Genomic DNA, 25,504 nt, shown 5'->3' with positions numbered 1-25,504 from the left:
CAACTTGGGACGAGTTCACACCGTCATCCGAGGTGGATGGCACGATGACCGGCATGACACCCGGCCCGGCCCTCCGCACCACACGTGCCGCGATCTTCGCGGTGGTGTGCGTGGTGATGGCGGCCCTGGGCCATGCGGTGATGTCCGGCGGGACCGTGCCGGGATGGATGCTGGGCGCGGCGTTCCTGGCCACCGCCTCCGCGGCATGGTGGCTGACGGGGCGCCAGCGCGGCGGCGCGGTCGTGACCGGGGCGACGGTGGGGGCGCAGCTCGTGCTGCACCTGCTGTTCCACTTCTCGCAGTCCTCGCGGCTCGCCCAGGCGCCCATGGGACACGGCGCGCACGGTGCGCACGGCGGCGCGGGCATGAGCGGCGGCCCCGGCATGGACGGCGTGGATGGCATGGCCGGAATGGCCGACGCGCACATGGCGTCGGCCGCGGACGGCATCACCCCCGGCATGCTGCTGGCCCACGCCCTGGCGGCGCTGGTGTGCGGGCTGTGGCTGTGGTGCGGCGAGGCCGCCGCGTTCCGGCTGGGCCGCGCCCTCGCGGCCGCCGTCTTCGTACCGCTGCGCCTGGTCCTGCGGCTGCTGGGCGCGGACGCCCTGCCGCTGCCCACCCGCCGCCTTCCGAGGCGGCCGGGGGCGGGGCGGGCGCTGCGCGCGGCGCTGCTGCACTACGTGGTCGCCCGGAGAGGTCCCCCAGAGGGTCTGATGCGCATCTGACCCGCCTGTCCCGACCGGTGACGGGCGGAAGCCCATCACTTCCGGAGGACATCAGGCGATGCCCCCTGCCCTCGTACAGGAACGCCAGGAGCGCGATCAGCAGATCACCGCATGGGCGCTGGCCGCCCGTGACGGTGACGCGGACGCGGTCGAACGCTTCATCCGCGCCACCCATCTCGACGTCTGGCGCTTCGTCGTCCATCTGAGCGCCGATGTGCACGGCGCCGACGACCTGACCCAGGAGACGTACCTACGGGCGCTGGGCGGGCTGCCCCGCTTCGCCGGGCGCTCGTGCGCACGCACCTGGCTGCTGTCGATCGCCCGCCGCACGGTCGCCGACCGCTACCGCGCCGCGGCGGCCCGCCCCCGCATCGCCGAGACGACCGACTGGCGGACGGTCGCCGAACGGACGCAGCCCGTCGGGCTGCCCGGCTTCGAGGAGGGCGTGGCCCTGCTCGACCTGCTGGCGACGCTGGACGCCCCGCGCCGTGAGGCGTTCATCCTCACCCAGCTCCTCGGGCTCCCCTACGCCGACGCCGCCTCGGCCACGGGCTGCCCGGTGGGGACCGTACGGTCCCGGGTGTCGCGCGCCCGCGAGCACATGACCGCGCTGCTGCGAACGGCTGACGACTGATCGCTGCCAACTGACCGCTGACGGCCACTCGCTGACCGCTGACCACTAACGGCTAACCGCTGACACATTTCACTATCTGTCATCTGCTCTGAGGAGTCCCGCTAATGTCAACCATGCGTACGACGCGCCGCCTCGGTGCCGTGAGCGCCGCCGCGATCGCCGCGACGATCGCCTTCGCCGGTCCCGCCTCCGCCCACGCGGAGGTCACCGCCTCCAACGCCCAGGCGCTGGCCAAGGATGTCGTCCTCACTTTCACGGGCGAGGCCGAGTCGGAGTCCGCCGGCTTCACCGAGGTACGTGTCGTGCTGCCCGAAGGCATCGCCCCGGGTGATGTCACGCTGGACGAGGGACCCAAGGGCTGGAAGATGAAGCCCACCAAGGACGGCTACACGATCAGCGGTCCGAAGCTGGCCGTGGGGACGAACGCCGTCCACAAGGTCAAGGTGCGGCAGTTGCCCGACGCCAAGTCGCTGGCGTTCAAGACCATCGAGACCTACAGCGACGGCAAGGTCTCCCGGTGGATCGAACTGCCCGGCGAGGGCCCGGAACCGGAGGAGCCCGCGCCGGTCCTCGACCTGAAGGCGGCGGCGGCCGGTTCCGAACCGTCCGAGGCACCGTCCTCGTCGGACGACGCCTCGGACAAGACGTCCGAGCAGGCGTCGGACAAGGCGCCCGACAAGGCATCCGGCAAGACGGAGCAGAAGGCGGACGAGAAGGAGGACAGCAACGCGGGCGCCGCCACCGCGATCGGCATCAGCATCGGCGTCCTGATCGTCGCGGGCGCGGGCCTGTGGGTGTTCAAACAGCGCCGCCGGGCCTGACCGAGCCCGTCAGCCGCGTGCCCGCGTCAGCCGCGTGCCTGCGTCAGCCGCTTGTAGAAGAAGCTGCAGTCCTCCAGGGAGCCGTCCGGGGCGGCGGCGTAGTCGGGGACGATGCCGTAGCGGGCCCAGCCGTCGGCGAGGTAGACGTACTCGGCCGGGCTGCCGGTGACGGTGTCCAGCATCAGCAGGGTGACGCCGGCGGCGCGGGCGGCCGACTCCGCGGTGGCCAGCAGCGCCCGGGCCAGGCCACGGCCACGGGCGGCGCGGTGAACGGCCAGCTTGAGGACCTCGGCGCGGTGCCGTCCATTGGGCTTGCGGGCCAGGGCCAGGCTGACGGTTCCGACGATGCCGCCCGTGCTCTCCGGGGCGCGGCAGGCCCAGACGAGCAGGCTGCCATCGGCCACCGCCGGGGCCTGGGCCTGCCACCACGCGGCGGCGTCGTCGTGGCCGAAGGGCGCGAGGAAGCCCATGGAGGCGCCGCCGTCGACGGCGTCGGCCAGGACCTCGGCGAGGTCCTTGACGCTGTCGGGGAAAGTCTCGGCGGACAGGAGGTCTATCGGGGGCATGGCGGGCTTCCTCTCCCGGACCGGCGGGCGGCGCGTCCGGCGCGGTGTCGTGACTGACCGCCGCATCATCGCAAGCGCGACCGCGCGCGAGCGCGAAGAAGGCCGCCGTCCGGAGCGGTGTCCGGGCGGCGGCCGGGAGGGGAGGCGGAGGGCTCAGACGTTGAGCAGCCGCTCCAGGACGTTGCGGTAACCGCGCATGGCCAGGCGCAGTTCCTCCGTCTCCGCGGTGCCCGCGGTGTTCTCGTGCCAGGCGGCGCGGAGGGTGCGGCGGCGTTCGGCGAGGAGATCGACCAGCCGGGCCGAGATCTCTTCGAGGAGAGCGTCCGCCTCTTCCACCGAGCCGCGCGGGGCGTCCACGAAGGCGCTGACCGCGTACCGCAGACGCTGGTTCAGCTTGTCGTGCTCACTCGTCGGCAGGACGGGGAAGCTGGGGCCGTCCGGGGGGTTCGGCTGCTCCACACCGCCGTCCATCGGCTGCCTGGGAGGCGGCACTTCGTGCTTCTCCAGTCCGTGCCGACGGTGGCCGTTGTTGTGCTCGGGGCCGTAGTCCGTCTCCAGGCCGTGGCTCCACTCCGGTCCGTGGTCCGCTCCCGGGCCACGGTCCGTTCCTGAGCCCTGGTTCGTTCCCGGGCCACGGTTCCTTCCCGGGCCGCGATGCGCTCCCGGGCCCTGGTTCGCTCCCGGGCCCTGGTTCGCTCCCGGTCCGTGGCCCGCTTCGGGCCCGCGGTTCGCTCCCGGGCCGTGGCTCCACTCCGGTCCGTTGTCCGTCATCGTGCACCGGCCTTCCCGATGTGCCAGACGTGGGTCTTGCGGCCGGTCCTGCCGGCATGCCCCTCGTGCCCCTGATGCGCGTCGGCCGCGTGGTGGGGCGGTTTCACCAGTTCCTCGAAGAAGGCCCGGGCGTGCACCACGGCCTCGCGCAGCTCCTCGGTGTCGGCCCGGCCCTCACGGGCGCGGGCGGCCGCGACGTGGAGCTGCCGGTAGCCCTGCACACAGTCCGCGTGGTGCACGGACAGGGCCGCGACCTGCTCCTCGTAGCGGTCGGACGGGTAGCCGCGGTCCCGCGCGAGGCGGGCGAGCAGCTGGTCCGCCCCGGCCACCGCGTACTCCGGGGAATCGATGAACTGCTCCTGGGTGCCCACCCATTCGGCCAGGTAGCGCTCGCGCAGCTCACCGGAGAGGGGTTCGGTCTTGAGGTCTCGGTATCGTCGCAGTCGCGTTTCGAGTTCGCGCTCCGCCGCCTTGGTGTCGCCCGCGTGCTCGGCGACGTTCAGGTCGTACTCGGGCCCGAAGTGGCGTCGCAGAGCATTCTTCCTGCCGCTCCCACGCGCACGTACGATGACCGCGGCGAGCACGGTTGCCAGGACGACCGCAGCGGCAATCACGATGATGATCGCGCCAGTTGACATGGTCTGCTTCTGCCTTCCCGCAGGTGCCCCCCTGTTCGGGGGCTCTACGACATCGGGTAGCCCACTGCCCCGCGCTCAAACTGCGTCATATTCCGATGCCGTCGGAGACCGGCCGGTGCCAGGATGCCGGTCATGACCCTCAGCCCGTCCTGGGACGTCGCCGCACGGCCCGTCAGCGACCCGGTCGCCGCCACGCTGCTGCGCGAGTACATGACCGACGTGGCCGACCGCTACTACCGGCTCCACGAGGGGCGCGACGCGACGTCCGAGGAGATCGAGCGCGCGCTGCGGGAGATGCCCAGCGACGATCTGGCCCCGCCGGACGGGGTGCTGCTGGTGGCGCGGCACGGCGGCGACGTGGCCGGGTGCGCGGGGCTGCGGCGGCGGGCCGGCCACCTCGACCGCACCGCGGAGCTGAAGCGGGTGTTCCTGCGCCCCGGCAAGCGCGGACTCGGCGGGGGCGCCGCGCTGCTCGCGGCGGTCGAGAGGGCCGCGGACGCGCTGGGCGTCGTACGGATCGTGCTGGACACCCGGCGCGATCTGGTCGAGGCGCGGGCGCTGTACGCACGCCACGGCTACCGGGACGTACCGGCGTTCAGCGAGGGGCCGTACGCCGAAGTGTGGATGGCCAAGGACCTCATATGACGGGCCTCATAGAAGGACCTCATATGACGGGCCCCATAGAAGGGCCTCACATGAAGGGCCTCACATGAAGGGCCCCGGCAGGAAGCCCGTACGGCTCACCCGGCACCTGGCGGCTCCCGGCGCCAGGGGCGCTCCTCGTCGGAACCGCACATCTCCCGCGACAGCTCCTCCACCAGCTCGACCAGATCCGTCGGCCGTTCGGGTGACCACCAGTCGCCCAGCAGCTCGGCCAGCGACCTCTCGCGCGCCCGGAAGAGGCGGTCCGCGACCTCCCGGCCCCGGGGGGTCAGGGTCAGGTCGAGCCCGTACCGCACGCCGAGCCCGCGTTCCTCGATCTGGCGCGCCGCGCCGGTGATGGCCCGCAGCGGTACGGGCGTGCGCTGGGCCAGGACGGCGGGTTCGACCGAGCCGTCATGGCGGATGCGCAGCAGCATCCAGCTGGCGGCCGGGAGCAGGTCGAGCCCGGCCCGCTCGGTGATGTCGACGTAGATCTTCCGGCGGCCCTCGCGGCTGCCCAGCAGCGACAGGGCCCGCGCGCATTCGTCGTACGAGGAGCGTTCGACGGGGTTGCTGGCCAGGACCTCGCTGGCCTCGGGCGCGGTGACACCGGCGCGCAGCGGCTCCTCCCGCAGGAACCAGGCGAGGACGAAGGCGAGCAGCACGACCGGGACGCCGTACAGGAACACGTCGGTGATGGAGGTGGCGTACGCGTGCACCACCCCGGCCCGCTCGCCCGGTGGCAGCCGCCCGAGGGCGTGGTGGTCGGCGGCGAGCCCGGCGGGGGTGACGCCCGGCGGCAGCGACCGCCCGGCGAGCGCGTCGGCGATCTTGGGGGTGAGGCTGCCCGCGAAGATCGAGCCGAAGACGGACACGCCGAAGGAGGCGCCGATGGAGCGGAAGAACGTCGCGCCGGAGGTGGCGACGCCGAGGTCCTGGTAGCTCACCGAATTCTGCACGATCAGCACCAGCACCTGGATGACGAGTCCGAGCCCGCAGCCGAAGACGAAGAAGTAGGCGCTGGTCTCGACGACCCCGCTGGTCTCGCGCAACTGGTGCAGGAGCAGCAGCCCGATGCCGGTGACGGCGGTGCCCAGGATCGGGAAGACCTTGTAGCGGCCGGTGCGGCTGACGAGTTCGCCGGAGACGGTGGAGCACAGCAGCATGCCGAGGACCATCGGCAGCATGTGGACGCCGGAGAGGGTCGGCGAGACGCCCTGGACGACCTGGAGGAAGGTCGGCAGGTAGACCATGCTGCCGAACATCGCGAAGCCGACGACGAAGCCGATGACCGCGCAGAGCGTGAAGGTGCGGCTGTGGAAGAGCTTCAGCGGCAGCACCGGTTCGGCGGCCCGCCGCTCCACCCGCACGAAGGCGATCAGCAGGACGGCGCCGAGCGCCGCGAGCCCGAGGATCTGCCAGGAGCCCCAGCCGTACGTGACGCCGCCGAGCGAGGCCATCAGCACCACGGTGGCGGCCACCCCGGCGATGAGGCCGGTGCCGAGGTAGTCGATGGTGTGCGGGGTGCGGCGGACCGGGATGTGCAGGACGGAGGCGATGACGAGGAGCGCGACGACGCCGACGGGGATGTTGATGTAGAACACCCAGCGCCAGCTGAGCTGGTCGACGAAGAGGCCGCCGAGCAGCGGTCCCAGCACGCTGGCGGCACTGAAGACGGCGCCGAAGAGGCCCTGGTAGCGGCCGCGTTCACGGGGCGGGACGATATCGCCGACGATGGCCATCGACAGCACGATCAGCCCGCCGCCGCCCAGCCCCTGCAGCCCGCGGAAGCCGATCAGCTGCCCCATGTCCTGGGCGAGCCCGCACAGCGCCGATCCGGTCAGGAAGAGGACGATCGCGGCCTGGAAGAGCCGCTTGCGCCCGTACTGGTCGCCGAGCTTGCCCCACAGCGGGGTGGCGGCGGTGGAGGCGAGCAGATACGCGGTCACCACCCAGGACAGATGATCCAGGCCGCCGAGGTCGCTGACGATGGTCGGCAGCGCGGTGGAGACGATGGTCTGGTCGAGCGCCGCGAGCAGCATGCCGAGCAGCAGCGCGCCGATGGCCACCAGGACCGCGCGCTTCGGCCGGCCCTCCTCGGGGCCCGGCACCACGGGGTCCGGGGCCGAGGTCGGGCGGCCGGCGTCCTGCGTCATGACGACTCCTCGGACTCCTCGGCTGCTCGCCCTCCCATCCTCACCCCGACCCGCCCTTTATGCCCTGTTACGGTCGGCCGGGCCGGGTGTGTCCGTGACGTACCCGGCACGCCTCCTGACGACGAACACATGCGCGGAAGCCGATCGGATGCACATAATCGCTGCGGATTACAGGGAGGGAAATTTCGTGACGGCAGATTCCTGCCCGCACTGCTACGCACCGATCCGCGCGAACGGCCGACCCAGCTGTGCGTGCGCCGAACGTGCCACCACCGCGGGCCCTGCGACGCCGGGGCCCCTGACCGGCCCGGCGACCGGCCCGGCGACCGGCTCGGCGACCGGCGATACCAGTGCGCGGACCACCGACGACCACAGCACCGGCCCCCGGGCGGACGACGCCCCGCGGGCCGACGACGAGCCGGGCGCCGTCCGCCCGTACCTCAGGCTCTCCGGCGAGGGCGAGGGCGAGGGCGACGACGAAGGCGCGGGCGACGACACGACCGGAGCCCGCCCGCGCGACGTCGGACGGTTCTTCCGCACCGCGCGGCGCGAGGCGGAACCCGGGCCACGGCGCGGCCAGGAGCCCGCGCCACGTCCCGGACCGGTGCCCGGCGGGGAGGCGGACGCCACCGACGAGACCCAGGTGATCGACCGCATCGCGCCGATCACCCCGGTCGACCGCATCACCCCCGGCGGTCCCGTCGACCGCACCCGGGTGATCGACCGCATCACCGCGGCGGGCCGCCGGGACAGCGGCGCCAAGAACGACGGACCCGGCGGCGGGGCGGGCGGCGAGACCGTCAGCGGCTCTGACGGCGGTGGCGGCCGCCGCCGCAAGAGCCGCCGTAAGCCCGTCGCCACGGCGGTCGCGGGGGCCGCCGCGGTGGTCGTGGCCGGGACGCTGGCCTTCACCACCGGGCTGCTGGGCGGAAACAAGGACAGCAAGCCCAGCGACAGCGCGCTCACCGAGACACAGACCAGCGCCCCGGACGAACCGCCGACCGAGGACGCGGGCGCCACCCCGTCCCGCGAGTCGTCGCCGAGCAAGAAGCCCGGGCCCACGCAGTCCCCCGCGAAGCCGCCGAGCACGAGCCGGGACCAGGACCGCGCGGCACCACCGGCGCCCCGTACGCCCGCGGCGCCGCCCACGACCCGCCCGACCCGCACGCCGAAGCCGGACGAGCCCAGCACACCGGACAAGACGCGGCGGCCGACCACGTCACCGACCGAGGAGCCGCCGAAGACCCCCGAGCCCACCGGTCCGCCGGTGCTGCGCGAGGGCGACAGCGGAGCCGAGGTCGTCGAGCTGCAGAAGCGGCTGACCCAGCTGCTGCTGTTCATCGGCAACGCGGACGGCGAGTACGACGACGGGGTGAAGGACGCGGTCGCGTCGTACCAGGACCGGTACGACATCAAGGGGGACCCGGCAGGGGTCTACGGCGAGAACACCCGCCGCGACCTCGAATCCCGGACCGACGAGCCCTAGACCCGAAGGGGGCCGCCCCGAAAGACACCCCCGGCCCCTGGCGTACGGGCGGACTGCTTTGTATCGTGGAGGAACAAAGTGGTTCCGCCCGTTTTCCCTGACCGGCGGGCGGGACCACTTGTGTTCTCTTCCGGCCTGCCCGCCCGCCGCGCCCTGGAGTCCCCCATGCCGCTCGCCGCCCGCGCCCTGCTGCTCGACATGGACGGCACGCTGGTGAACTCGGACGCCGTGGTCGAGCGCTACTGGCGGATCTGGGCCACCGAACAGGGGCTGGACCCCGCCGACGTGCTCCCGGTGGTCCACGGCCGCCAGGCGCACGCCACCATGGCGGCGCTGCTGCCGGACCGGCCCATGGAGCGGAACCTGGCCGACAACCGGTGGATGCTCGAACGGGAGACCACCGACCTCGACGGCATCGTGCCGATCACCGGCGCGCCCGCCTTCATGGCCGCGCTCGCCGGTCTGCCGCACGCCCTGGTCACCTCCGCCGACGACGGCCTGGCCCGGGCCAGGATGGAGGCGGCCGGACTGCCGCTGCCCCCCGTCCTGGTGACGGCGGAGCGGGTCGGGGCGAGCAAGCCGGACCCGGAGGGCTTCCTGAAGGGCGCCGCCGAACTGGGCTTCGCGCCGGGTGACTGCGTGGTCTTCGAGGACTCGGAGGCCGGCATCGCGGCGGGCCGGGCGGCCGGGATGCGCGTGGTCGGCGTCGGCCCGCGGGCCGCGGCCCACGCGCCGGACGCCCACGTGACGGACCTGGCGCGGCTGCGGGTCGAGGCGTTGCCCGGCGAGGGCGGCCTGCGGCTGCACCTCGCGGACTGAAGCCCTCCCGCACCCCTCGAAGGCCTGAAAGCCCTCCCGCACCCCCGAAGTCCTCTCAGCGGCTCACGCCGCCACGGCCTCGTACAGGCTGAAGGCGCCCAGCGCCAGCATCACCAGCGCCGCGACCTTCGTGATCAGCCGTAGCGGTACGTACCGCATCAGGGTGCGGCCGCCCAGAATGCCCAGCCCCGCGACCGCCCACAGCGCCAGCACCGCGCCCACGCCGACCGACAGCGGATCGTCGTAGCGGGCGGCGAGGTTGGCGGTCATGATCTGGGTGAGATCGCCGAACTCGGCGACCAGGATCAGCGAGAAGCCCGCCCCGGCGACCTTCCAGAAGGACTGGTCGGCGGGCTTGCTGATCTCCTCCTCCCCGTCGTCCTTCTTCAGCAGCAGGATCGCCGCGCCGCCGAGGAAGAGCACACCGACGACCGTCTGCAGCAGGCGGTGCGGCAGCAGGCCGAGCACACTGCCCGCCGCGATGGCGATCCCGACGTGGATGGCGAAGGCGGCGGCGACACCGGCGAAGACGTACGAGGCGCGGTAGCGGGTGCCGAGCATCAGCCCGGCCAGGGCGGTCTTGTCGGGCAGCTCGGCGAGGAAGACGACGCCGAAGACCACGGCGGCGACGGTGAAGCTGAACACGGGCTGGATACCTCATAGGGTCGGGCCGCGCCGAGGGGCCCTTGAGGAGGGGTCGCTTCGGCACGGCAGCGTCGAACACTGCGGCCGAAGGTCTCGCTGGCGTACGCGGCCCACCTGACCGGCGGTGTCTCGTACGCTCCGGGCGCCGGCCCGCACCTCATGGGGCGGGCAGTATGTCGACGGTCCGGCGAGGAGCTACTCCCCTTCTGCTGCCGACCAGCCTACGGGACGCCTCCGCGGCGCCCTCCCCCGGGGTGGAACGGCGGCACACGGCCCCGGAACGGCGGGCGACGGCGACGCCGGGGCACACTCACCCACCCCTTCACTTTCTGAAGCCCCTTGCGTTGACATGACCGCGTCGCCACTCTGTTACCTGGCGCCTGCCCCACGTCCATCCGGCGCCACCACGATGGCCGCGTCGCAGTGGCCAACGACCCCCCACTCCTAGGGAGTTCGCATGTCGCACATGCACGATCGCCCGCGCGTCTACGCGCGTCGCGCCGCCGTCTTCGGTGGCTTCGCCGGGCTGCTGGGCACGCTGGTGCTCAGCGGACCGACCGCTCAGGCGGCCCCGCCCACCCCGCCGAGCGCCGCCACCGCCCGCACCCAGCTGGCCGGGCTGACGGTGAAGGCCGAGGGGTCGTCCGACGGTTACAGCCGGGACAAGTTCCCGCACTGGATCACCCAGAGCGGCTCCTGCAACACCCGGGAGGTGGTCCTCAAGCGCGACGGTACGAACGTCCAGACCGACTCCAGCTGCGCGGCCACCAGCGGCACCTGGAAGTCCGCGTACGACGGCGAGACCTGGACCGCCGCCTCCGACGTGGACATCGACCACGTCATTCCGCTCTCCGAGGCGTGGAAGTCCGGCGCCAGCGGCTGGACCACCGCGCAGCGCCAGGCGCTCGCCAACGACCTGACCCACTCGCAGCTGATAGCCGTGACGGACAACGTCAACCAGGCCAAGGGCGACAAGGACCCGGCCGAGTGGCTGCCGCCGCTCGCCTCGTACCACTGCATGTACGCGCGCATGTGGGTCTCGGTGAAGTACACCTACCAGCTCACCGTCGACTCGGCGGAGAAGTCCGCGCTGAGCGGCATCCTGAACGGCTGCTGACCCGGCGGAACCGCGAAGCCGCCTCCGTCGTTCCGTACCGTACGACGCGTACGGTACGGACGCGGAGCGACGGAGGAGGGCCGGATGGCCGGGCTGCGCCTGGGACCACTGCTGCGGCACGTGGACTGGGAGACGGGGACGGACGCGACCGTCTGGGTGGAGGCCGACCGGCCCTGCGAGGCGGAGGTGCGCTGCGCCGACGGCGCGGGCGGCACAGCCCGCACCTGGCGGATCGCCGGGCACCACTACGCGCTGATCCCGGTCGGCGGGCTGCGGCCCGGCGCCGAGACGGCCTACCGGGTGCTGCTGGACGGCGAGCAGGTGTGGCCGCTGCCGGACTCCCGCTTCCCGGATTCCACGATCCGTACGCCGGAGGTGTCCGGCCCGTCCGGCCCCGCGGAGCCCGTGCGGGTCGCCTTCGGCTCCTGCCGGTGGGCCGCGCCGCCGTCCGACGCCTCGCACGACCCGGTGGGTCCCGACGCCCTGGACACCCTCGCGCACACCCTCGCCACCTCGCCGGACGCCCCGCGCCCCGATGTGCTCGTGCTGCTGGGCGACCAGGTGTACGCGGACGAGACGTCCACCGAGACCCGCCGCTGGCTGGCCACCCGCCGCGATCTGTCGGAGCCGCCGGGCGACCAGGTCGCGGACTACGAGGAATACACGCGGCTGTACTACGAGTCCTGGCTCGACCCCGAGGTGCGGTGGCTGCTGTCCACCGTGCCCAGCTGCATGATCTTCGACGACCACGACGTGATAGACGACTGGAACACCAGCGAGGCGTGGCTGAACCGGATGCGCGCCACCCCGTGGTGGCGCGAGCGCATCCTGAGCGGCCTGATGTCGTACTGGGTGCACCAGCACCTGGGCAACCTCTCCCCCGCCGAACTCGCCGCCGACGGGCTGTACGCGGCGGTGCGGGACACCGAGGACGGTACGGAGGCGCTGCGGACCTTCGCCGCCCGGGCCGACGCGGACCCCGCGTACGCCCGGTGGAGCTACCGCCGCGACTTCGGCCCGGTGCGGCTGCTGATGGTCGACACGCGCGGCGCGCGGGTGCTGGGCGAGGACACCCGGGCCATGGTGGAGGACAAGGAGCTGGCCTGGGTGCGGCAGCAGGCCCTGGACGGCGCCGGGACGTACGACCATCTCCTGATCGGCACCTCCCTGCCCTGGCTGCTGCCGCACTTCGTGCACGACGTGGAGGCGTGGAACGCCTCGGTGTGCGGCGGCCGGCGCGGGGCGCGCTGGGCGCGGATCGGCGAGGACCTGCGGCAGCGCGGCGACCTGGAGCACTGGGCCGCCTTCCCCGACTCCTTCGACGCCCTGACCGATCTGATCGCCGAGGTCGGGGAGGGGCCCGGAGCGCCCGCCACGATCAGCGTCCTGTCGGGCGATGTGCACCACGCCTACATCGCCGAACCGGACTGGTCCCGCTGGCCGCGCCGCCCGGTCAGCGAGGTCCGCCAGCTGACCTGCTCCCCGGTGCACAACAGCATCCACGCCTCGATACGCCTCGGCTTCCGCTTCGGCTGGAGCCGGGCGGGCCGCGCCCTGGGCCGCGTCTTCACCCGCCACGGCCGCGTCCCGGCGCCCCGGCTGAGCTGGCGCAAGACCGGCGGCCCCTGGTTCGGCAACCAGCTGATGACCCTGACGCTCCAGGGCCGGGCGGTGCGGCTACGCCTCGACCAGGCGGCCGGGGCCCCGGAACCGCGTCTGACCACCCCGTTGCGGACGTCCTGGCCCGAGGGCGGGCAGCTGCCGCCGGAGTGATACGGGACACAACGGAGGGGGACAGTCCGCTCAGCGGGTGGAAACCCCCGGGGCGACCGGCATGATAGGCGCGATCCTGCGTCACATCTGCCCCGGGAGTAACGCCTTGGCCGGAGAGCCCCACGCCATAGCCATCGTCGGGGCCGGTCCCCGCGGCACCAGCGTGCTGGAGCGCCTCTGTGCCTCCGCGCCGGAGCTGACACCGGGGGCCCGGCTGACCGTGCACATCGTGGACCCCTCCCCGCCCGGCGCCGGGCGGGTGTGGCGGACCACACAGCCGGGCGAGTTGCTGATGAACACCGTCGCCTCGCAGGTGACCCTGTTCACCGACGAGAGCGTCGAATGCGACGGGCCGATACGCACCGGCCCGAGCCTGTACGAATGGGCCACCGGCCACGGCGCCGGCGCGCCCACACCGGCCCCCGCCCCCGCCCCCTCCCTCGGCCCCGACGACTATCCGAGCCGCGCCCTCTACGGCCGCTACCTGGAGTGGGTGTTCGCCGAGGTCGTCCGCACCGCCCCGGGCACCGTCACCGTCCGCCCGCACCCGGCCCGCGCCATCGCCCTGGAGGAGGCGCCGGACGGCACCCAGGCCCTGACCCTCGATGACGGCACGCGCCTCGGCGGCCTGTGCGCCGTCGTCCTGGCCCAGGGCCATCTGCCCCGCACCCCCGACGAGACGGAGCGGCGGCTCGGCGCCCACGCGGCCCGGCACGGGCTGCGCTACTACCCGCCCGCCAACCCCGCCGACGTCGACTTGTCGCCCATCGCACCCGGAGAGCCCGTCCTCCTCCGCGGCCTCGGGCTCAACTTCTTCGACCACATGGCACTGCTCACCGAGGGCCGCGGCGGTTCGTACACCACCGGGGCCGACGGTCTGGTCTACCACCCCTCGGGCCGCGAGCCACGGCTGTACGCGGGCTCCCGCCGCGGCATTCCGTACCACGCCCGCGGCGACAACGCGAAGGGTGCGCACGGCCGTCACACCCCGTTGCTGCTGACCCCGGACGTCCTCGAAGGCTTCCGCAAGCGAGCGGACTCCGGCGATCCGCCGGACTTCCTCACGGAGGTGTGGCCGCTGGTGGCCAAGGAGGCCGAAACCGTTTACTACGAGGCCCTGCTGTCCCGCCAAGGCGCTGGCGTCCCGACCCCCTTCCGACGTCGCTTTCTGGCCACTTCCCCCGGGTCCCCCGAAGAGGCCGCCGTCCTCTTGGAATTCGGCATTCCGGCAACCGCGCGCTGGTGCTGGGAGACGGTCTCCCAGCCCGACCGTGAACAAAACTTCACCACGCGTGACGCCTTCCGGCGCTGGCTGCTGACGTACGCGCGCGCGGACGCGGCCCACGCCCGGCTCGGCAATGTGACCGGTCCGGTCAAGGCCGCGCTCGACGTCCTGCGCGACCTCCGGAACGAGGTGCGGCTGATCGTCGACCACGCCGGACTCTCCGGGGTCTCGCGCCGGGCACATCTCGACCGCTGGTACACCCCGCTGAACGCGTTCCTGTCGATCGGCCCGCCGCGCCGACGGATCGAGGAGATGGCCGCGCTGATCGAAGCGGGGGTGCTGGAGATCCTTGGTCCAGGTCTGGACGTCACGGCCAAAACACCTGATGGTCCATCAGGTCACCCCGGCTTCGCCGCCCGCTCGACCCGCGTCCCCGGCCCCTCGATCATCGCCCGGACGCTGATCGAGGCGCGGCTGCCGGAACCGGATCTGCGCCGCACCGCCGACGCGCTGCTGAGCGGACTGCTGCGCTCCGGGCAGTGCCGACCGCACCGGGTGGAGGGCTACGAGACGGGCGGGCTGGACGTCACCCCGGCCCCCTTCCGGATCGTGGACGCGCAAGGACGGCCGCATCCGCGCCGGTTCGCGGTCGGAGTGCCGACGGAAGGCGTCCACTGGGTGACCGCGGCGGGGGCGCGGCCCGGCGTGAATTCGGTCACCCTGTGCGACACGGACGCGGTGGCGCGCGCCGTACTGCGTCTCGCGGCGGCGCCCGAGCCGCGCCGGAAAATCGCCCCGATGTGCGCCGTAGGGCTCTGAGGAGCGGCTTCGACACGGTTCCGAAGCCCTGCCCAGGGCCCCCACAATGGCAGGAACTTGAACTTGCAACAAAAGAAAAGGGGAACCTAACCTGGCGCTCCGTTGTTTCTTCGTCCCCAGAAACAAAAGGAGCAATCCCCTCATGTCTCCCGACGCCCATCCCCGCTCACTCGACGGCCTGCTGGACAGCGGCAGACCGTACGTTCTCTCCCTCTTCCGGATCGTCATCGGTCTGCTCTTCTTCTGCCACGGCGCCTCGTCGCTGCTCGGCTGGATGGGCGGCGCGATGGGCACCGGCAAGACCATCGAGGCGGGCACCTGGCCCGGCTGGTACGCCTCGGTGATCCAGCTCGTCGGCGGCGCCCTGGTGATGCTCGGCCTCGGCACCCGCGTCGCCGCGTTCATCTCCTCCGGCTCGATGGCCTACGCGTACTTCCACGAGCACCAGCCGCAGAAGCTGTGGCCCCTCCAGAACGGCGGCGAGCTGGCGGCCATGTTCTGCTGGGCGTTCCTGCTCATCGTCTTCACCGGCCCGGGCCCCTGGGCGCTGGACCGGATCCTCGGCTCGTCCCGCGCGTCCTCCGCGGCGGCCGAACCGCAGCGCCAGCCGAGCGCGGTCTGACGAACGGGCACCACGTCACGATCCGCTCCGTGACGCGCCCCGGACCGCACGAAACGGTGAACGTGCCGTGAATCGCACCATGCGGGGCCACGTGCCCCGCATGGCGTGATTCGAACAGCATCGTCACCCCTTACCGGTATCCTCGATCGTCACAGGCGTACGCTGTATGGCTGTACAGGTCGCTCCCGCCCGCCCCGCGCGGACATGGACGCGGCGGCGGGGGAACGGGATCGGGAGAAGAACGTTGTTGGAACATCTGGGGTCGCTGACCAACACCCCATGGATCTACGCAGTCATCGCGGTCTCGGTCCTGCTCGACGTCTTTTTGCCCGTCCTGCCGAGCGGCTTCCTCGTCATCACGGCCGCCACCGCCGCCGCGGGCACCACCGTCGACCCGGTCGGCGTGGTGCGCCAGGCCGACGCGGCCGACTTCCCCGAGATGTTCGCGCTGCTGCTGTGCGCCGCGACCGCATCCGTCCTCGGCGACATGGTCGCCTACCGGCTGGCCTGGCGCGGCAGCGACCGGCTCGACCGGGCCATCGCCCGCTCCCGCCGGCTCACCTCCGCCCAGGAGAAGTTGGGCACCGCGGTGGTGCGCGGCGGCGGAGCACTCGTCGTCATAGCCCGCTTCGCCCCCGCCGGACGGTCGGTCGTCAGCCTGAGCGCGGGCGCGGCACACCGTCGGGTGACGGAATTTCTGCCCTGGTCGATGGTGGCCGGTCTGGCCTGGGCCGCGTACAGCGTGGCGCTCGGCTACGTCGGCGGCCAGTGGCTCGGCGCCGGCTGGCTGGGCACGGCGGTCTCGGTGCTCGCGCTGTTCGCCGCGGGCGCGGGCGCGGCGTATGTGATGCGGCGTCCGGCCGAGGACGAGGCCGGGCAGCTCGCGGTCGCCGCGGCGGGCCCGGTGCCCCCGGTCCCGTAGGGTACGCGAAGGCTCCGTAGCGCCACGCCCAGGCCCACCGGGCGCCGTTTGTGGCGTCGATTACGGATCACCCAGGGATTGCCGTTACGGTCCTCCCCATGCGAGCCACGTGTCCCATGCGTCCCATGCGTCACTTCGTTCCCCCGGTCCCGGCATGCTGAGCCGTGCCGCCGGGATGTTCGCGGCATTCGTCGCCGGTCTCGCGCTGATCGTCGCCGCCGTCCTCGTCGTACGGCAGATCATGACGCCGTCCGAGCCCAAGCTGCCCGTCATCCCGGACGCGCGGCGCCCGATCGTGGAGCGGGCGGCGAAGGTGTGCTCCCCGCTGAGCGTGCCGCTGCTGGCCGCGCAGATCGACGCGGAGAGCGGCTGGCGGCCGGACGCGGACTCCGGGCACGCCCAGGGCATCTCGCAGTTCGCGCCGGACACCTGGAAGGAGTGGGGGCGGGACGGCAACGGCGACGGCAAGGCCGACGTCTGGGAGCCCCGGGACGCCATCCCCTCCCAGGCGCACTACATGTGCCATCTGTACGACGTGGTCGAGCGGATCCCCGGCGACCCGACGCGGCTCGCCCTGGCCGCGTACAACGCGGGACCGGGCGCGGTGCTCCGGGCGCGCGGCATCCCGACCATCCACGAGACCCGCGGCTATGTGGACCGGATCATGGGCACGCTGCTGCCCCAGTACCGGAAGAGCGAGGCGCGCTACCAGCGGAGCGAGGCGAAGCGCGACCGCGACCGCACCGCCTCGCCGTCCGCCTCCGCCCCGCCCTCCCCCGAGGCTCCCTCACCGCTGTCGGCACGGGTCCGCACGGGCTAACCGGCAGCGGCTATGAAGTCCTCCACGGCCCGCACGAGTTCCAGCGGCGTCTCGTCGGCGGGGTAGTGCCCCGCCGACGCCAGCTCGACCAGATCGGCGTTGGCGTACCAGCGCAGCCAGGTCCGGCGCATCACCTCCACCGTGAGCGCCGGGTCATGGGCGCCGACCACCACTCGCACCGGCAGCTGGGAGCCGTCCACCTCCTCGTGGAAGTCCTCCAGCGCCCAGGAGTCCAGCCACGCCCGGAACGCCTTGGCGTCGCTCTGCTCCAGCGAATGGCGCACCATCAGGTCGAGCCAGGCGGCCGGATGGCGGCCGCCGGTGGTGAGGTCGATGATCGCCCGTCGGCATTCGGGCCGGTCGGCCGCCGACGTGAACAGCTCCCACTGCTCACCCTCCATCGGCACCCCGCTCGCCGGTACGGGAGCCACCCCGACCAGCCGCCGGACGCGGTGCGGGGCCGCCGCCAGCACGCGCTGGACGACGGCGGCGCCCATCGAGTGCCCGAGCAGCGAGAACCGCTCCCACTCCAGATGGTCGGCGAGCGCGAGCAGATCCCGGCCCGCCTCGCTGGTGGTGTACGCGCCGGGGACGTCACGCGCCTCCCCGTAGCCGCGCAGATCGGGCAGTACATAGGTGAACGCGCGCCGGTCGATGTGCGGCAGCATCGCGGCATAGGCGGCGTGGTCCGAGAACCAGCCGTGTACCGCCATGACATGGTGCGGTCCTTCGCCGACGGTCTCATACGGTGGAACGAGGGGTGGAACAAGCGGTCCCATGGCACCTCCGGTCCCAGTCGAATGCGGACACGCGGCGCGCGCCCGCTGGTGGACAACGGTGGCGTCTCGCGCGGAAGTGGGCAAGCCCGGTGCGCATATGCGCTGGGCGTCATCCGTACGGGTCACCCATACGGCCCACCCCGACGGCGCTCCTCCTCGCCGCGATCATCGCCGAGCGGGACCACACGCGGCGGCAGATCGAGCAGGTGTGCGTCCAACTCGCCGAAACGGTGATGCGGCTGAGCCCGGACGAGCGGGAACCGGGCCGGGAGGAGCGGCATCTACGCATCCATACGCCTATGTGCGGACTGCTACCGGTGCCGCGCACCCGGACCGCGAGGGGACCCATGACCACGAAGGCAACCCGCCACCTCTACCTCACCCGGCACGGTGAGGCGACCGAGGACGAGCGCGCGCTGACGGACGACGGCCGCCGCCAGGCCACCCTGCTCGGCAAGCGGCTCCGGACCGTACCCCTGACCACCATCCACCACGGCCCGCTCCCCCGCGCCGCCCAGACGGCCCACCTGATCGCCGCCCAGCTCGACGGCGTCCCCACGCACGCGTGCGAGCCCGCCGGGGACTACGTCCCCCACACGCCGGAACGCCACGAACTCCCGCCGGACTCCGCCGACCTGCTCCTCGACTTCGTCCACCGCCTCCCGCCGGCCGAGCGCGCCGAAGGCCCACGCCTGGCCCACGAGGCCATGGGGGATGTCTTGTGGGCCAGGCCGGGCTCCCGACGCCTGGCACGGCACCTCGCGGCCCCGCGCTCGTCGCACGCAGCGCCGCTGCGCTCTCCTCACGCGGGTTGCGAGCTACCGCACCAGACGCCGCTCGCTGATCCGGCCTGACCCACAAGACACCCCCCGAACGCTTCACGGACCCGGTGCCCGGCACCGAGGACCGCCACGAACTGGTCGTCACCCACACCTTCCTGATCGGCTGGCTCGTCCGCGCCGCGCTCGACGCACCGCCCTGGCGCTGGATGGGCCTCAACCACGACAACGCGGCCCTGACCGTCCTCCGCTACCGCCCGGGCTTCCCCGTCTCCCTGCGGTGCTACAACGACACCTCCCACCTGCCGGCGTTTCAGCCGGACCGTACGGACCGGAGATGAGCCGGACGAAGGCCGGACCCGTGCTGTAGGGCCCGGCCTTCCGCATCCGAGTCACGTGCAGCCCAGCAACGTGAATAAGGACGGGAATCACGGTACGGCCACCCACCGACAGCCGCCGGAGCCTGTGGATAACCACCCCGACGGGTGCCGGGCGCCCTCGCGCTCCAGCACGGCTCCACCCCCGCAGGGCATACTCGCTACGCCTGTTCGGCCTGCGCGCCGGCCTTCCGATCCGCAACAATGAACACCCGGAGGTAGCCAGTGATCGCCGAGAGCAAGCACAAGGGTGATCCCGCCCCGATCAAGCCGTGGACGCCCCCGCCGCCTCCCCCGCCGGACGGCGATCAGCCATCGAAGCAGAGGTGAGGACCCGTTGACCGATGGGTGGCAGGAACGCCACACCGCACTCCTGAACGCGCTTGCCGCGTCGGGGGCGTTGTCCCCGGACTGGCGCGGCGCGTTCGAGGTCGTGCCGCGCCACCGCTTCATCCCCGCGGACATCTGGGAGCAGAAGGCCACCTGCGTGCCGGTCACGACGGACGATGCCTGGTGGGACCTGGTCTACCGCGACGTACCGATCGTCACCCAGGTGGACGACGGACGCGGTGACGGCCCTGGGCTGGCGACCTCGTCCAACTCCATGCCCACCATGGTGGCCCGGATGCTCGGTGCGCTCGATGTCGCCGCCGGGCACCGCGTACTGGAGATCGGCACCGGCAGCGGCTGGAACGCGGCGCTGCTCGCCGAGCGGCTCGGCAGTGAGAACGTCACCACCGTCGAGGTCGACGAGGCGCTGGCGAAGAGGGCCGCGAAGGTCATCGAGGCGGCGGGTTACCGCCCCGACGTCGTATGGGGCGACGGTGTGCACGGCTGGGAATCCGCGGCGCCGTACACCCGGATCATCGCCACCTGCGCGGTGCGCCGCATCCCCCACGCCTGGGTGCGGCAGACCACCGTGGGCGGGATCATCGTCGCACCGCTGGCCGGGGACTTCTGGTCCGGAGCCCTGGTACGGCTCGAGACGGCCGCGGACGGCACGGCCCGCGGCCGGTTCGTCGGAGGCGCCAGGTTCATGCCGATGCGCTCCGAACGCCCCCGCCCGGACGCCCCCGTGGACAGCGGCACCGGCCGGCGCGTCAGCCCCGGCCCACAGCCGCTCGGTGCGCTGGCCGACCTGGGCTTCGCCCTCTACGCGGGCGCGCGGCTGCCGGGCGTGGTCATGGCCGACGGGACACAGGACGATACGTACCAGGTGTGGCTCCATGATCGGGAGGGATCGGCTGCCGTGGTCAACGCCCAGGAGGCGTGGCAGTACGGTCCCCGCGACCTGTGGCGGGAAGTCACGGCCGTGTACGACGACTTCGTGACCGCCGGATGTCCCTCCGCCGACGTCTTCGAGCTGACGGTGACCTCCGAGGGCCAGCAGATGTGGCCGCACCCTGGCTCACAGGGCCGCTGACAGCTCCTCGCGCAGCCCTTCCAGAGCGGTGTGATCGTCTTCCGTACCGGTGTGCGGGGCGGCGAACCAGCGTGCGTACTCGTCGATCTCGGACAGCCGCCAGTCGAGCGCGAACAACTCGACCATCGCGGGGTCGGCGTGCAGGCGGTCGCCCGCCCTCAGTCACCGGATTTACCGCGCGGTCTTGCGAGGCGTCGCACCGCTCTCGAAACTGCTCACACCGGCAGGGGGAGGCGCGATGGCGGCACGACGAGGACAGACACCGTTACACCGCAGGGCCTGGCCCGTCATCGCCGCACTCCTCCTCATCCTGGCCCTGACCTGGGACACGGCGTGGCCGTACGTCATCGTCGTGACCCTCGCAGCCCTGCTCGGCGCCGCCGCCCGGTGGCTCCGTACGACGCACCGTAAGACGGTCGCCGGACATCGCGCCTGGCAGGCCGAGGAGGAGAGCAAGGCCCGCGAGCGCTCCATGACCGAGGTCGACGCCATGACGTGGCAGCGGTTCGAGCGGTACGTCGCGGAGCTGTGCCGCCGCGACGGCTGCACCCGGGTCGTCGTCTCCGGAAAGTCGGGTGACCTGGGCGCCGACGTCATCGGCCTGATGCCGGACGGCCGGCGGCTGGTGATCCAGTGCAAGCACTACGCGCCGCACCGCACGGTGTCGAGCGGGGACATGCAGAAGTTCCTGGGCACGGCGAAGGCCGAACACGGCGCGGACGTCTCGGTCTTCGTCACCACGGCCCACTTCACCCGGGCGGCCCAGGCCCTCGCCATCAAGCACGACATCCTCGCCCTGCACCGCAACCTGCTCGGCGCCTGGGTCAGGGGCGCCACCCTGGAATCCCTGCTCCCCCTCAACGGAGCGGGCACCGGCCCGCCGCGCGGACGCCGGACGAGGTCGCAGGCGCATCGGCGCTGAAGCGTTGTCAGTATGAGAAGGACATTCCAAGATCGGCGAGCAGACGATGCCGTCGGGACGAGCGCGAGGAGGAGTCCGTTTCCCATGGCTCGCACGCGGTGGCATCCGCCGGAGAGCTTGTTCAACGCCGCGAACCGCGCGGTCCGGCCCCTTCTCCGGTCCCGGCTCCATCCACTCGTGAGCAAGCGGCTCATGCTGCTCACGTACGAGGGCGCCAAGTCCGGGCGCACCTACGCGATCCCGGTGGCCTACTACCGATGGGGTCCGGACGAGGTGTGGGCATTCGGCGCGCGGACCGGCTGGATGAGCAACTTCCGCAACCCCCGCACCGTACGTCTGCTGCTGCGCGGCCGGGAGGTACGCGCCGAGGCCACCGCCGTCGAGGACCGGGAGCAGGTGGCGCGCCTGCTGGAGGAACTGGTCCAGCGCAAGGGCCCCGGCGCGGTCCGGGACCCGTTCGCCGGGCTGCCGCGCGACCGGTACCCCACCCACGAAGAGGCGCTGGCCTCGGCGGACAGGGTACGCATCGCACGCTTCCGCCTGTCGGCCAAGCCCTGAATCCCTCAAGCCCGGTCGAGGCGAAGGCGCTCGGCCCTCGGCAGCCCCGCGACCACCAGGTCGTACGAATCCTCAATCAGCTCCCGGACCAGCTGGTCCGGCAGGTCGCCGTCCACCGTCACCGTGTTCCAGTGGCGCTTGTTCATATGCCACCCCGGCACGATCAGTCCCGGGTGGTCACCGCGCAGCCGGACCGCGGTCTCCGGCTCACACTTCAGATTCACCGTGAGGGGCCGCGCGTCCAGGGTCGACAGCGCGAAGATCTTGCCGCGCACCTTGAAGGTCGAGACCTCCGGGGCACTCGGGAAGGGGAACTCCTCCACGGCCGCGTTGAAGGAGACACAAAACGCCCGCAGCTGGTCAGGGGTCACTCCGGGTACTCCTTGCGTTCGGCTGGGAGTGCATGATCCCTCCACTGTCCACGGTCGGCTGCATGTGCTCTTCAACGTTGTCCGACTCTGCGGCGCCGTCTACGGTCGCGATTCAGAGGATTCCTTCTCTGTCGCACCACTCGGCAAAGCCGCCTGGCTTGAAAGGGAGTCGGTACTGGCCGGTGAGAAGGTCATCAGCCAGAGCGGACACCAAAGGTACCGTGAGGAGCCCCGCGCGTATCGCATCGCAAAGCAGACCCAGAGTACGACGCAGTATCACGGGGCGGCCTCGGGAAGCCGCCACGGCTACTCGGTCGTCGACGACCGCCACGGCACCCGGCAGGGTTTCGGCGAGTGCCAGCACTCCGCACTCACCAATGTTGCGCCCGTTCGGACCGACTAGTTGACGCTCGTAATAAACAAACGCCGATAACTGAGCGAAAGTTTCGAGGGGTACAGTCTCGATCCAGGCTGCGTCGAGCACCGACTGCAGGTGAGGGTGCTGGTCGACTCCATGGCGCAATTCTCGTGCGACCACATCAGGAATCAGCACGTGATGGACCTTCAGAATGCTCTTGAGAACCCCAAGCCATTGAGCCTGCGCGAAATGACTCAGCGGACCGGTGTCCAGGACGTAGGAGGTCTCAACCTCGGTCACGAGGTCACTTCCCAGATTTCCGTCTCCGACCCGGGGGGCAGGGTCGGCAGCGAGTCCGGCCCGAAAGTGCCACGGAGCAGCCCCAGAGCCCGGTCCGCCGTGATGACTTCACGGCGATAGAGCTTCAATACCGCCTGCTCATACGGTCTCGGCAGCGTCACCGGAGCCATCTCATCCCGGACGACAAGGTTCTTCTCCACGATGTCGGCCTGCTTGGTGTGGACCCGACGGATGTCGTTCGCGCGACTCCCGTCCACCAGACCGAGTTCCTGAAGCCTGCGTGCCAGGGTCGCCATGTCCACTCCGTAGTGACTGGCTGCGCGTACCGCGGCGTCACGCCATGTCTCATCCGGGGCGGCCAGCCACTCGGCCCAGCGTCCCCGCAGGTCCTCGCCGGGGAGAAGCAGGGCGCGCGCGAAACGGTCCAGCCTGGCTTCAATCCCCTCCGCCTCCGCCGCCGCGACCCGCCAGTCCAAGGAAAATTCATCGGCGACGAGGTAATGGCCCAATTCATGGGCGGCGGCAAGCCGACGGCGGCCCACCCGCCAGTGCCCGTTGACAAGGGCTACGCCACCGCGCTTCAGCAGGACCGTCCCCGCATCCGCGCCTTCGCCGAGATCCACGGCAAATACCAACAGTCCTACGCTGGCGGCCAATCTGGAGATTTCCTGTGCCGGTTGCCCCGGGCCCAGGCCGAGGAGGCGTCGCGCACGGACCGCCAGATCCTCCGCATCTCTCATCGTGACCGGGTGCGGCAGGGGCTCCGGCTGCCCCGCGACCAGTTCAGGGCAGCCAGAAGCGACGAACTCGGCGTCGCGGACCAGGGAGTCGAGTTCAGTGTCGATGACTTGAACCGCCACCCCTGGCTGGGCCCTGCGGTAGGAGACGAGGGCAGGTGGAACTTCGTCCACAAACCACTCCACACGGCGCCCCAACTCGCGGGCGATCATCACAAGCTCCACGGCGGTCACACGGCGGCTCCCGGACTCGATTTTCGCCAGTGCCGTGCGATCCATGCCGATGGTGGCGGCCAGTTGAGCCTGGGTAGCTCCGCGTTCCCTCCTGGCCTCAGCGATCCGCGCCCCGATCTCCATGTGTGCGAATTTAGCACATCCCAGCCCGCCTATCACCCTATGAATTCAGGCGGCAACGGATCGCCACCGTGCGGGTCGAGCTACGCGTTGAGGGCTGGCCCCAGAGGGGCGCAGCCCTGCTGACGGCGGCCTGAAAGCCAAACGTCCCGGACCATGATCGCTTCGGGTGAAGCGTCAGCTGCTGGCGTACGCGTAGACCAGTCGCGCCAACGGCATCGTTCGCAGACCCCGCCCGCGCGCCGCGGGGACGACACACGGACGGGGCCGTCGGGTTACCCCTTCTGCTCCCCAGCCGGGGCACTGCCGCAGTCAGGAACAACGAACCCTCGCACCGGGCGCCCGGTGCATTCCCGAAGCGCCAGAAGCGTCTTCACGAGGGCGCGGTACCGCGGGTCAGTCCAGTCGATCATCGTGCCGTACCTCCTGGAGCGACCCTACGACCGGCGCCTGGGCGTGCTGGCGATACGGGGCGAAGTTCACTCCGTGGGGCCAGGGTCCGGCGGCATCGGCATGATGGCGCATTCCTCCGCGTGTTGGCACTGGGCCGCCACCACCACCGGGTCTTCGCCGGGCGGGCCCCACAGCTCCTCGTCCACGGAAAAGCCGAGAGCCGAGAGGCGGTCCTTCGTGCGCTCCAGGATGGCCGGGTCGTAGTTCCTGGGGTTGTAGCCGGGCGAGTGGTGGACGTACCCGCCCCGCTGCTTGCACAGCCGGTGGTACAGGTGGGTGTGCAGGATGAGGGCGTGCCAGCCCTCGTCCACCACACGCGACGGGGTCAGGTTGAGCCCCGGGGAGCAGAGGCGGCGATCACGAACGCCGTGGCCTGATCGATGATCCGGCCAGCCATGTCCTCGGCCATGTTGGGGTTGTTGTCCATGATGGTCTTGATGACGCCTGCCCGGTCGTCGCCGACCAGTAAGGCTGTAGCTTCAATTATGCGCCTTCCTCTCTCGATGGGGTGGTACGCGGCCTCCGTCCCGGTCGCCGGCCGTCCAAGCGCGCGTCCGGGGCGGGGGCTTAAGGGTTGCCGGCGGCATGCTGACACGGTTCGTCGCAGCTGTCGTCACAGTTGTGCGTGGTCTGCCTGACGTGCCGGTCGGCCAGGTCGCCCTGGCAGACTGCCGGATCGCTGGATGGACGCACGTCCCTGCTGTTCGTGGCTGCCTGGATCGTGTGTCGCCTGCTGGTCATGCGTACCTTTCTCGATGGGGCGGCGCCTTCGACGGGGCTCCGGCGTGGATGCCTGGCCGGAGCCGGAACCCCGTCTCCCTGCAGCCGGCCGCCGCACATCCGGCCGCAGGGGAGCGCGAGGGCGTGCGGGCCGTCGAGGTCGGCGACTGGC

26 protein-coding genes and 2 pseudogenes are annotated in these 25,504 nt (G+C 71.7%); 17 read left to right on the top strand and 11 right to left on the bottom strand.

Annotation, left to right across the window (positions count from 1 at the left end; genetic code table 11):
* Positions 1-44 precede the first annotated feature (44 nt).
* The 3 genes from ASC60_RS14240 (at position 45) to ASC60_RS14230 (ending at position 2,180) form a co-directional block, all read left to right on the top strand.
* Positions 45-725, top strand: a complete 681-nt coding sequence (locus ASC60_RS14240; RefSeq protein ID WP_055550666.1) for a hypothetical protein — start codon at positions 45-47, stop codon at positions 723-725.
* Positions 726-783: 58 nt separating this feature from the next.
* Entirely contained in the window at positions 784-1,359 is a 576-nt protein-coding gene (locus tag ASC60_RS14235) for a sigma-70 family RNA polymerase sigma factor (protein WP_055550664.1), read from the top strand.
* 104 nt (positions 1,360-1,463) lie between these two features.
* Positions 1,464-2,180 (top strand): DUF1775 domain-containing protein, encoded by a 717-nt coding sequence (locus ASC60_RS14230; RefSeq protein WP_055550662.1) that lies wholly within the window; start codon positions 1,464-1,466, stop codon positions 2,178-2,180.
* A gap of 26 nt (positions 2,181-2,206) precedes the next feature.
* Here the strand turns inward: ASC60_RS14230 and ASC60_RS14225 are convergent, their stop codons facing one another.
* From ASC60_RS14225 to ASC60_RS14215, 3 genes are all read right to left on the bottom strand, one after another.
* A complete protein-coding gene (locus tag ASC60_RS14225) occupies positions 2,207-2,746 on the bottom strand; it encodes an N-acetyltransferase (RefSeq protein WP_055550660.1) in 540 nt (179 codons plus the stop codon).
* A 153-nt stretch (positions 2,747-2,899) separates the two neighbouring features.
* Positions 2,900-3,205, bottom strand: coding sequence for a hypothetical protein (locus ASC60_RS14220; RefSeq protein WP_234356942.1), 306 nt, complete (start codon positions 3,203-3,205; stop codon positions 2,900-2,902).
* A 308-nt stretch (positions 3,206-3,513) separates the two neighbouring features.
* On the bottom strand, positions 3,514-4,155 hold the full coding sequence (locus tag ASC60_RS14215) for a hypothetical protein (RefSeq protein WP_055550658.1): 642 nt from the start codon (positions 4,153-4,155) through the stop codon (positions 3,514-3,516).
* A gap of 123 nt (positions 4,156-4,278) precedes the next feature.
* Here ASC60_RS14215 and ASC60_RS14210 point away from each other — a divergent pair, with 123 nt between their 5' ends.
* Positions 4,279-4,800: a GNAT family N-acetyltransferase gene (locus ASC60_RS14210; protein ID WP_055550656.1), complete on the top strand. Its 522-nt coding sequence runs from the start codon at positions 4,279-4,281 to the stop codon at positions 4,798-4,800.
* Between the two features lie 95 nt (positions 4,801-4,895).
* Here ASC60_RS14210 and ASC60_RS14205 read toward each other — a convergent pair whose 3' ends face one another.
* Positions 4,896-6,953 carry an MFS transporter gene (locus tag ASC60_RS14205; protein ID WP_055550654.1) on the bottom strand — a complete coding sequence of 686 codons (2,058 nt, stop codon included), beginning with the start codon at positions 6,951-6,953 and terminating at the stop codon, positions 4,896-4,898.
* Positions 6,954-7,140: 187 nt separating this feature from the next.
* Here ASC60_RS14205 and ASC60_RS14200 point away from each other — a divergent pair, with 187 nt between their 5' ends.
* On the top strand, positions 7,141-8,439 hold the full coding sequence (locus ASC60_RS14200) for a peptidoglycan-binding protein (RefSeq protein WP_055550652.1): 1,299 nt from the start codon (positions 7,141-7,143) through the stop codon (positions 8,437-8,439).
* Positions 8,440-8,604: 165 nt separating this feature from the next.
* A complete protein-coding gene (locus ASC60_RS14195) occupies positions 8,605-9,258 on the top strand; it encodes an HAD-IA family hydrolase (RefSeq protein WP_055550650.1) in 654 nt (217 codons plus the stop codon).
* 63 nt (positions 9,259-9,321) lie between these two features.
* On the opposite strand, the gene ASC60_RS14190 is transcribed toward ASC60_RS14195, so the two are convergent.
* Positions 9,322-9,903, bottom strand: coding sequence for a TMEM165/GDT1 family protein (locus ASC60_RS14190; protein WP_055550648.1), 582 nt, complete (start codon positions 9,901-9,903; stop codon positions 9,322-9,324).
* 466 nt (positions 9,904-10,369) lie between these two features.
* On the opposite strand from ASC60_RS14190, the gene ASC60_RS14185 reads away from it, so the two are divergent.
* The 6 genes from ASC60_RS14185 to ASC60_RS14160 all read left to right on the top strand — a co-directional run bounded on the left by ASC60_RS14185 (position 10,370) and on the right by ASC60_RS14160 (position 17,201).
* The gene (locus ASC60_RS14185) at positions 10,370-11,020 is read left to right on the top strand and encodes an HNH endonuclease family protein (RefSeq protein ID WP_055551094.1); all 651 of its coding nucleotides are present in this window, start codon (positions 10,370-10,372) and stop codon (positions 11,018-11,020) included.
* 84 nt (positions 11,021-11,104) lie between these two features.
* Positions 11,105-12,793, top strand: a complete 1,689-nt coding sequence (locus ASC60_RS14180; RefSeq protein ID WP_055550646.1) for an alkaline phosphatase D family protein — start codon at positions 11,105-11,107, stop codon at positions 12,791-12,793.
* A 61-nt stretch (positions 12,794-12,854) separates the two neighbouring features.
* Positions 12,855-14,837: an FAD/NAD(P)-binding protein gene (locus ASC60_RS14175; protein WP_055551092.1), complete on the top strand. Its 1,983-nt coding sequence runs from the start codon at positions 12,855-12,857 to the stop codon at positions 14,835-14,837.
* 142 nt (positions 14,838-14,979) lie between these two features.
* On the top strand, positions 14,980-15,459 hold the full coding sequence (locus ASC60_RS14170; RefSeq protein ID WP_055550644.1) for a DoxX family protein: 480 nt from the start codon (positions 14,980-14,982) through the stop codon (positions 15,457-15,459).
* A 244-nt stretch (positions 15,460-15,703) separates the two neighbouring features.
* Positions 15,704-16,381 carry a DedA family protein gene (locus ASC60_RS14165; protein WP_055550642.1) on the top strand — a complete coding sequence of 226 codons (678 nt, stop codon included), beginning with the start codon at positions 15,704-15,706 and terminating at the stop codon, positions 16,379-16,381.
* 154 nt (positions 16,382-16,535) lie between these two features.
* Positions 16,536-17,201, top strand: coding sequence for a lytic transglycosylase domain-containing protein (locus tag ASC60_RS14160; protein ID WP_055550640.1), 666 nt, complete (start codon positions 16,536-16,538; stop codon positions 17,199-17,201).
* On the opposite strand, the gene ASC60_RS14155 is transcribed toward ASC60_RS14160, so the two are convergent.
* Positions 17,198-17,980, bottom strand: a complete 783-nt coding sequence (locus ASC60_RS14155; RefSeq protein ID WP_055550638.1) for an alpha/beta fold hydrolase — start codon at positions 17,978-17,980, stop codon at positions 17,198-17,200. The genes ASC60_RS14160 and ASC60_RS14155 overlap by 4 nt on opposite strands.
* A gap of 347 nt (positions 17,981-18,327) precedes the next feature.
* Between ASC60_RS14155 and ASC60_RS14150 the strand changes: the two genes are divergently transcribed.
* The 3 genes and pseudogenes from ASC60_RS14150 to ASC60_RS14140 all read left to right on the top strand — a co-directional run bounded on the left by ASC60_RS14150 (position 18,328) and on the right by ASC60_RS14140 (position 20,559).
* Positions 18,328-18,834, top strand: coding sequence for a histidine phosphatase family protein (locus ASC60_RS14150; protein ID WP_079038416.1), 507 nt, complete (start codon positions 18,328-18,330; stop codon positions 18,832-18,834).
* A 20-nt stretch (positions 18,835-18,854) separates the two neighbouring features.
* Positions 18,855-19,100, top strand: a pseudogene (locus tag ASC60_RS14145) (histidine phosphatase family protein); the annotation flags it as partial.
* Between the two features lie 373 nt (positions 19,101-19,473).
* Positions 19,474-20,559, top strand: a complete 1,086-nt coding sequence (locus tag ASC60_RS14140; protein WP_055550636.1) for a methyltransferase domain-containing protein — start codon at positions 19,474-19,476, stop codon at positions 20,557-20,559.
* Here the strand turns inward: ASC60_RS14140 and ASC60_RS39145 are convergent.
* Positions 20,545-20,709 (bottom strand): annotated as a pseudogene (locus ASC60_RS39145) (aminoglycoside phosphotransferase); the annotation flags it as partial. The gene ASC60_RS14140 and the pseudogene ASC60_RS39145 overlap by 15 nt on opposite strands.
* An 88-nt stretch (positions 20,710-20,797) precedes the next feature.
* Between ASC60_RS39145 and ASC60_RS14135 the strand changes: the two are divergent.
* Both ASC60_RS14135 and ASC60_RS14130 read left to right on the top strand, forming a co-directional pair.
* Positions 20,798-21,481, top strand: coding sequence for a restriction endonuclease (locus ASC60_RS14135; RefSeq protein ID WP_055550634.1), 684 nt, complete (start codon positions 20,798-20,800; stop codon positions 21,479-21,481).
* Between the two features lie 177 nt (positions 21,482-21,658).
* The gene (locus tag ASC60_RS14130; RefSeq protein ID WP_234356941.1) at positions 21,659-22,039 is read left to right on the top strand and encodes a nitroreductase/quinone reductase family protein; all 381 of its coding nucleotides are present in this window, start codon (positions 21,659-21,661) and stop codon (positions 22,037-22,039) included.
* 5 nt (positions 22,040-22,044) lie between these two features.
* On the opposite strand, the gene ASC60_RS14125 is transcribed toward ASC60_RS14130, so the two are convergent.
* The 4 genes from ASC60_RS14125 to ASC60_RS42855 form a co-directional block, all read right to left on the bottom strand.
* Entirely contained in the window at positions 22,045-22,410 is a 366-nt protein-coding gene (locus ASC60_RS14125; RefSeq protein ID WP_055550630.1) for an MmcQ/YjbR family DNA-binding protein, read from the bottom strand.
* A gap of 112 nt (positions 22,411-22,522) precedes the next feature.
* A complete protein-coding gene (locus tag ASC60_RS39140) occupies positions 22,523-23,068 on the bottom strand; it encodes a hypothetical protein (protein ID WP_079038387.1) in 546 nt (181 codons plus the stop codon).
* The gene (locus ASC60_RS14115; RefSeq protein ID WP_055550626.1) at positions 23,065-24,162 is read right to left on the bottom strand and encodes a helix-turn-helix domain-containing protein; all 1,098 of its coding nucleotides are present in this window, start codon (positions 24,160-24,162) and stop codon (positions 23,065-23,067) included. The genes ASC60_RS39140 and ASC60_RS14115 overlap by 4 nt, the downstream gene beginning before the upstream one ends.
* 476 nt (positions 24,163-24,638) lie before the next feature.
* A complete protein-coding gene (locus ASC60_RS42855; protein ID WP_234356940.1) occupies positions 24,639-24,926 on the bottom strand; it encodes a hypothetical protein in 288 nt (95 codons plus the stop codon).
* Positions 24,927-25,504: the final 578 nt, after the last annotated feature.

This window comes from Streptomyces sp. NBRC 110028, from assembly GCF_001417735.1.
Classification (GTDB): domain Bacteria; phylum Actinomycetota; class Actinomycetes; order Streptomycetales; family Streptomycetaceae; genus Streptomyces.
Note: the sequence above shows the minus strand (reverse complement) of the source record. Positions and strands in the feature narration are given on the sequence as shown.

Bases quoted from the DNA above. Each gene is read 5' to 3' on its own strand.
- ASC60_RS14240 (WP_055550666.1), top strand. From the start codon at position 45: ATGACCGGCATGACACCCGGCCCGGCCCTCCGCACCACACGTGCCGCG.
- ASC60_RS14235 (WP_055550664.1), top strand. From the start codon at position 784: ATGCCCCCTGCCCTCGTACAGGAACGCCAGGAGCGCGATCAGCAGATC.
- ASC60_RS14230 (WP_055550662.1), top strand. From the start codon at position 1,464: ATGTCAACCATGCGTACGACGCGCCGCCTCGGTGCCGTGAGCGCCGCC.
- ASC60_RS14225 (WP_055550660.1), bottom strand. From the start codon at position 2,746: ATGCCCCCGATAGACCTCCTGTCCGCCGAGACTTTCCCCGACAGCGTC.
- ASC60_RS14215 (WP_055550658.1), bottom strand. From the start codon at position 4,155: ATGTCAACTGGCGCGATCATCATCGTGATTGCCGCTGCGGTCGTCCTG.
- ASC60_RS14210 (WP_055550656.1), top strand. From the start codon at position 4,279: ATGCCGGTCATGACCCTCAGCCCGTCCTGGGACGTCGCCGCACGGCCC.
- ASC60_RS14205 (WP_055550654.1), bottom strand. From the start codon at position 6,953: ATGACGCAGGACGCCGGCCGCCCGACCTCGGCCCCGGACCCCGTGGTG.
- ASC60_RS14195 (WP_055550650.1), top strand. From the start codon at position 8,605: ATGCCGCTCGCCGCCCGCGCCCTGCTGCTCGACATGGACGGCACGCTG.
- ASC60_RS14185 (WP_055551094.1), top strand. From the start codon at position 10,370: ATGCACGATCGCCCGCGCGTCTACGCGCGTCGCGCCGCCGTCTTCGGT.
- ASC60_RS14180 (WP_055550646.1), top strand. From the start codon at position 11,105: ATGGCCGGGCTGCGCCTGGGACCACTGCTGCGGCACGTGGACTGGGAG.
- ASC60_RS14175 (WP_055551092.1), top strand. From the start codon at position 12,855: ATGATAGGCGCGATCCTGCGTCACATCTGCCCCGGGAGTAACGCCTTG.
- ASC60_RS14170 (WP_055550644.1), top strand. From the start codon at position 14,980: ATGTCTCCCGACGCCCATCCCCGCTCACTCGACGGCCTGCTGGACAGC.
- ASC60_RS14160 (WP_055550640.1), top strand. From the start codon at position 16,536: ATGCTGAGCCGTGCCGCCGGGATGTTCGCGGCATTCGTCGCCGGTCTC.
- ASC60_RS14155 (WP_055550638.1), bottom strand. From the start codon at position 17,980: ATGGGACCGCTTGTTCCACCCCTCGTTCCACCGTATGAGACCGTCGGC.
- ASC60_RS14150 (WP_079038416.1), top strand. From the start codon at position 18,328: ATGACCACGAAGGCAACCCGCCACCTCTACCTCACCCGGCACGGTGAG.
- ASC60_RS14135 (WP_055550634.1), top strand. From the start codon at position 20,798: ATGGCGGCACGACGAGGACAGACACCGTTACACCGCAGGGCCTGGCCC.
- ASC60_RS14115 (WP_055550626.1), bottom strand. From the start codon at position 24,162: ATGGAGATCGGGGCGCGGATCGCTGAGGCCAGGAGGGAACGCGGAGCT.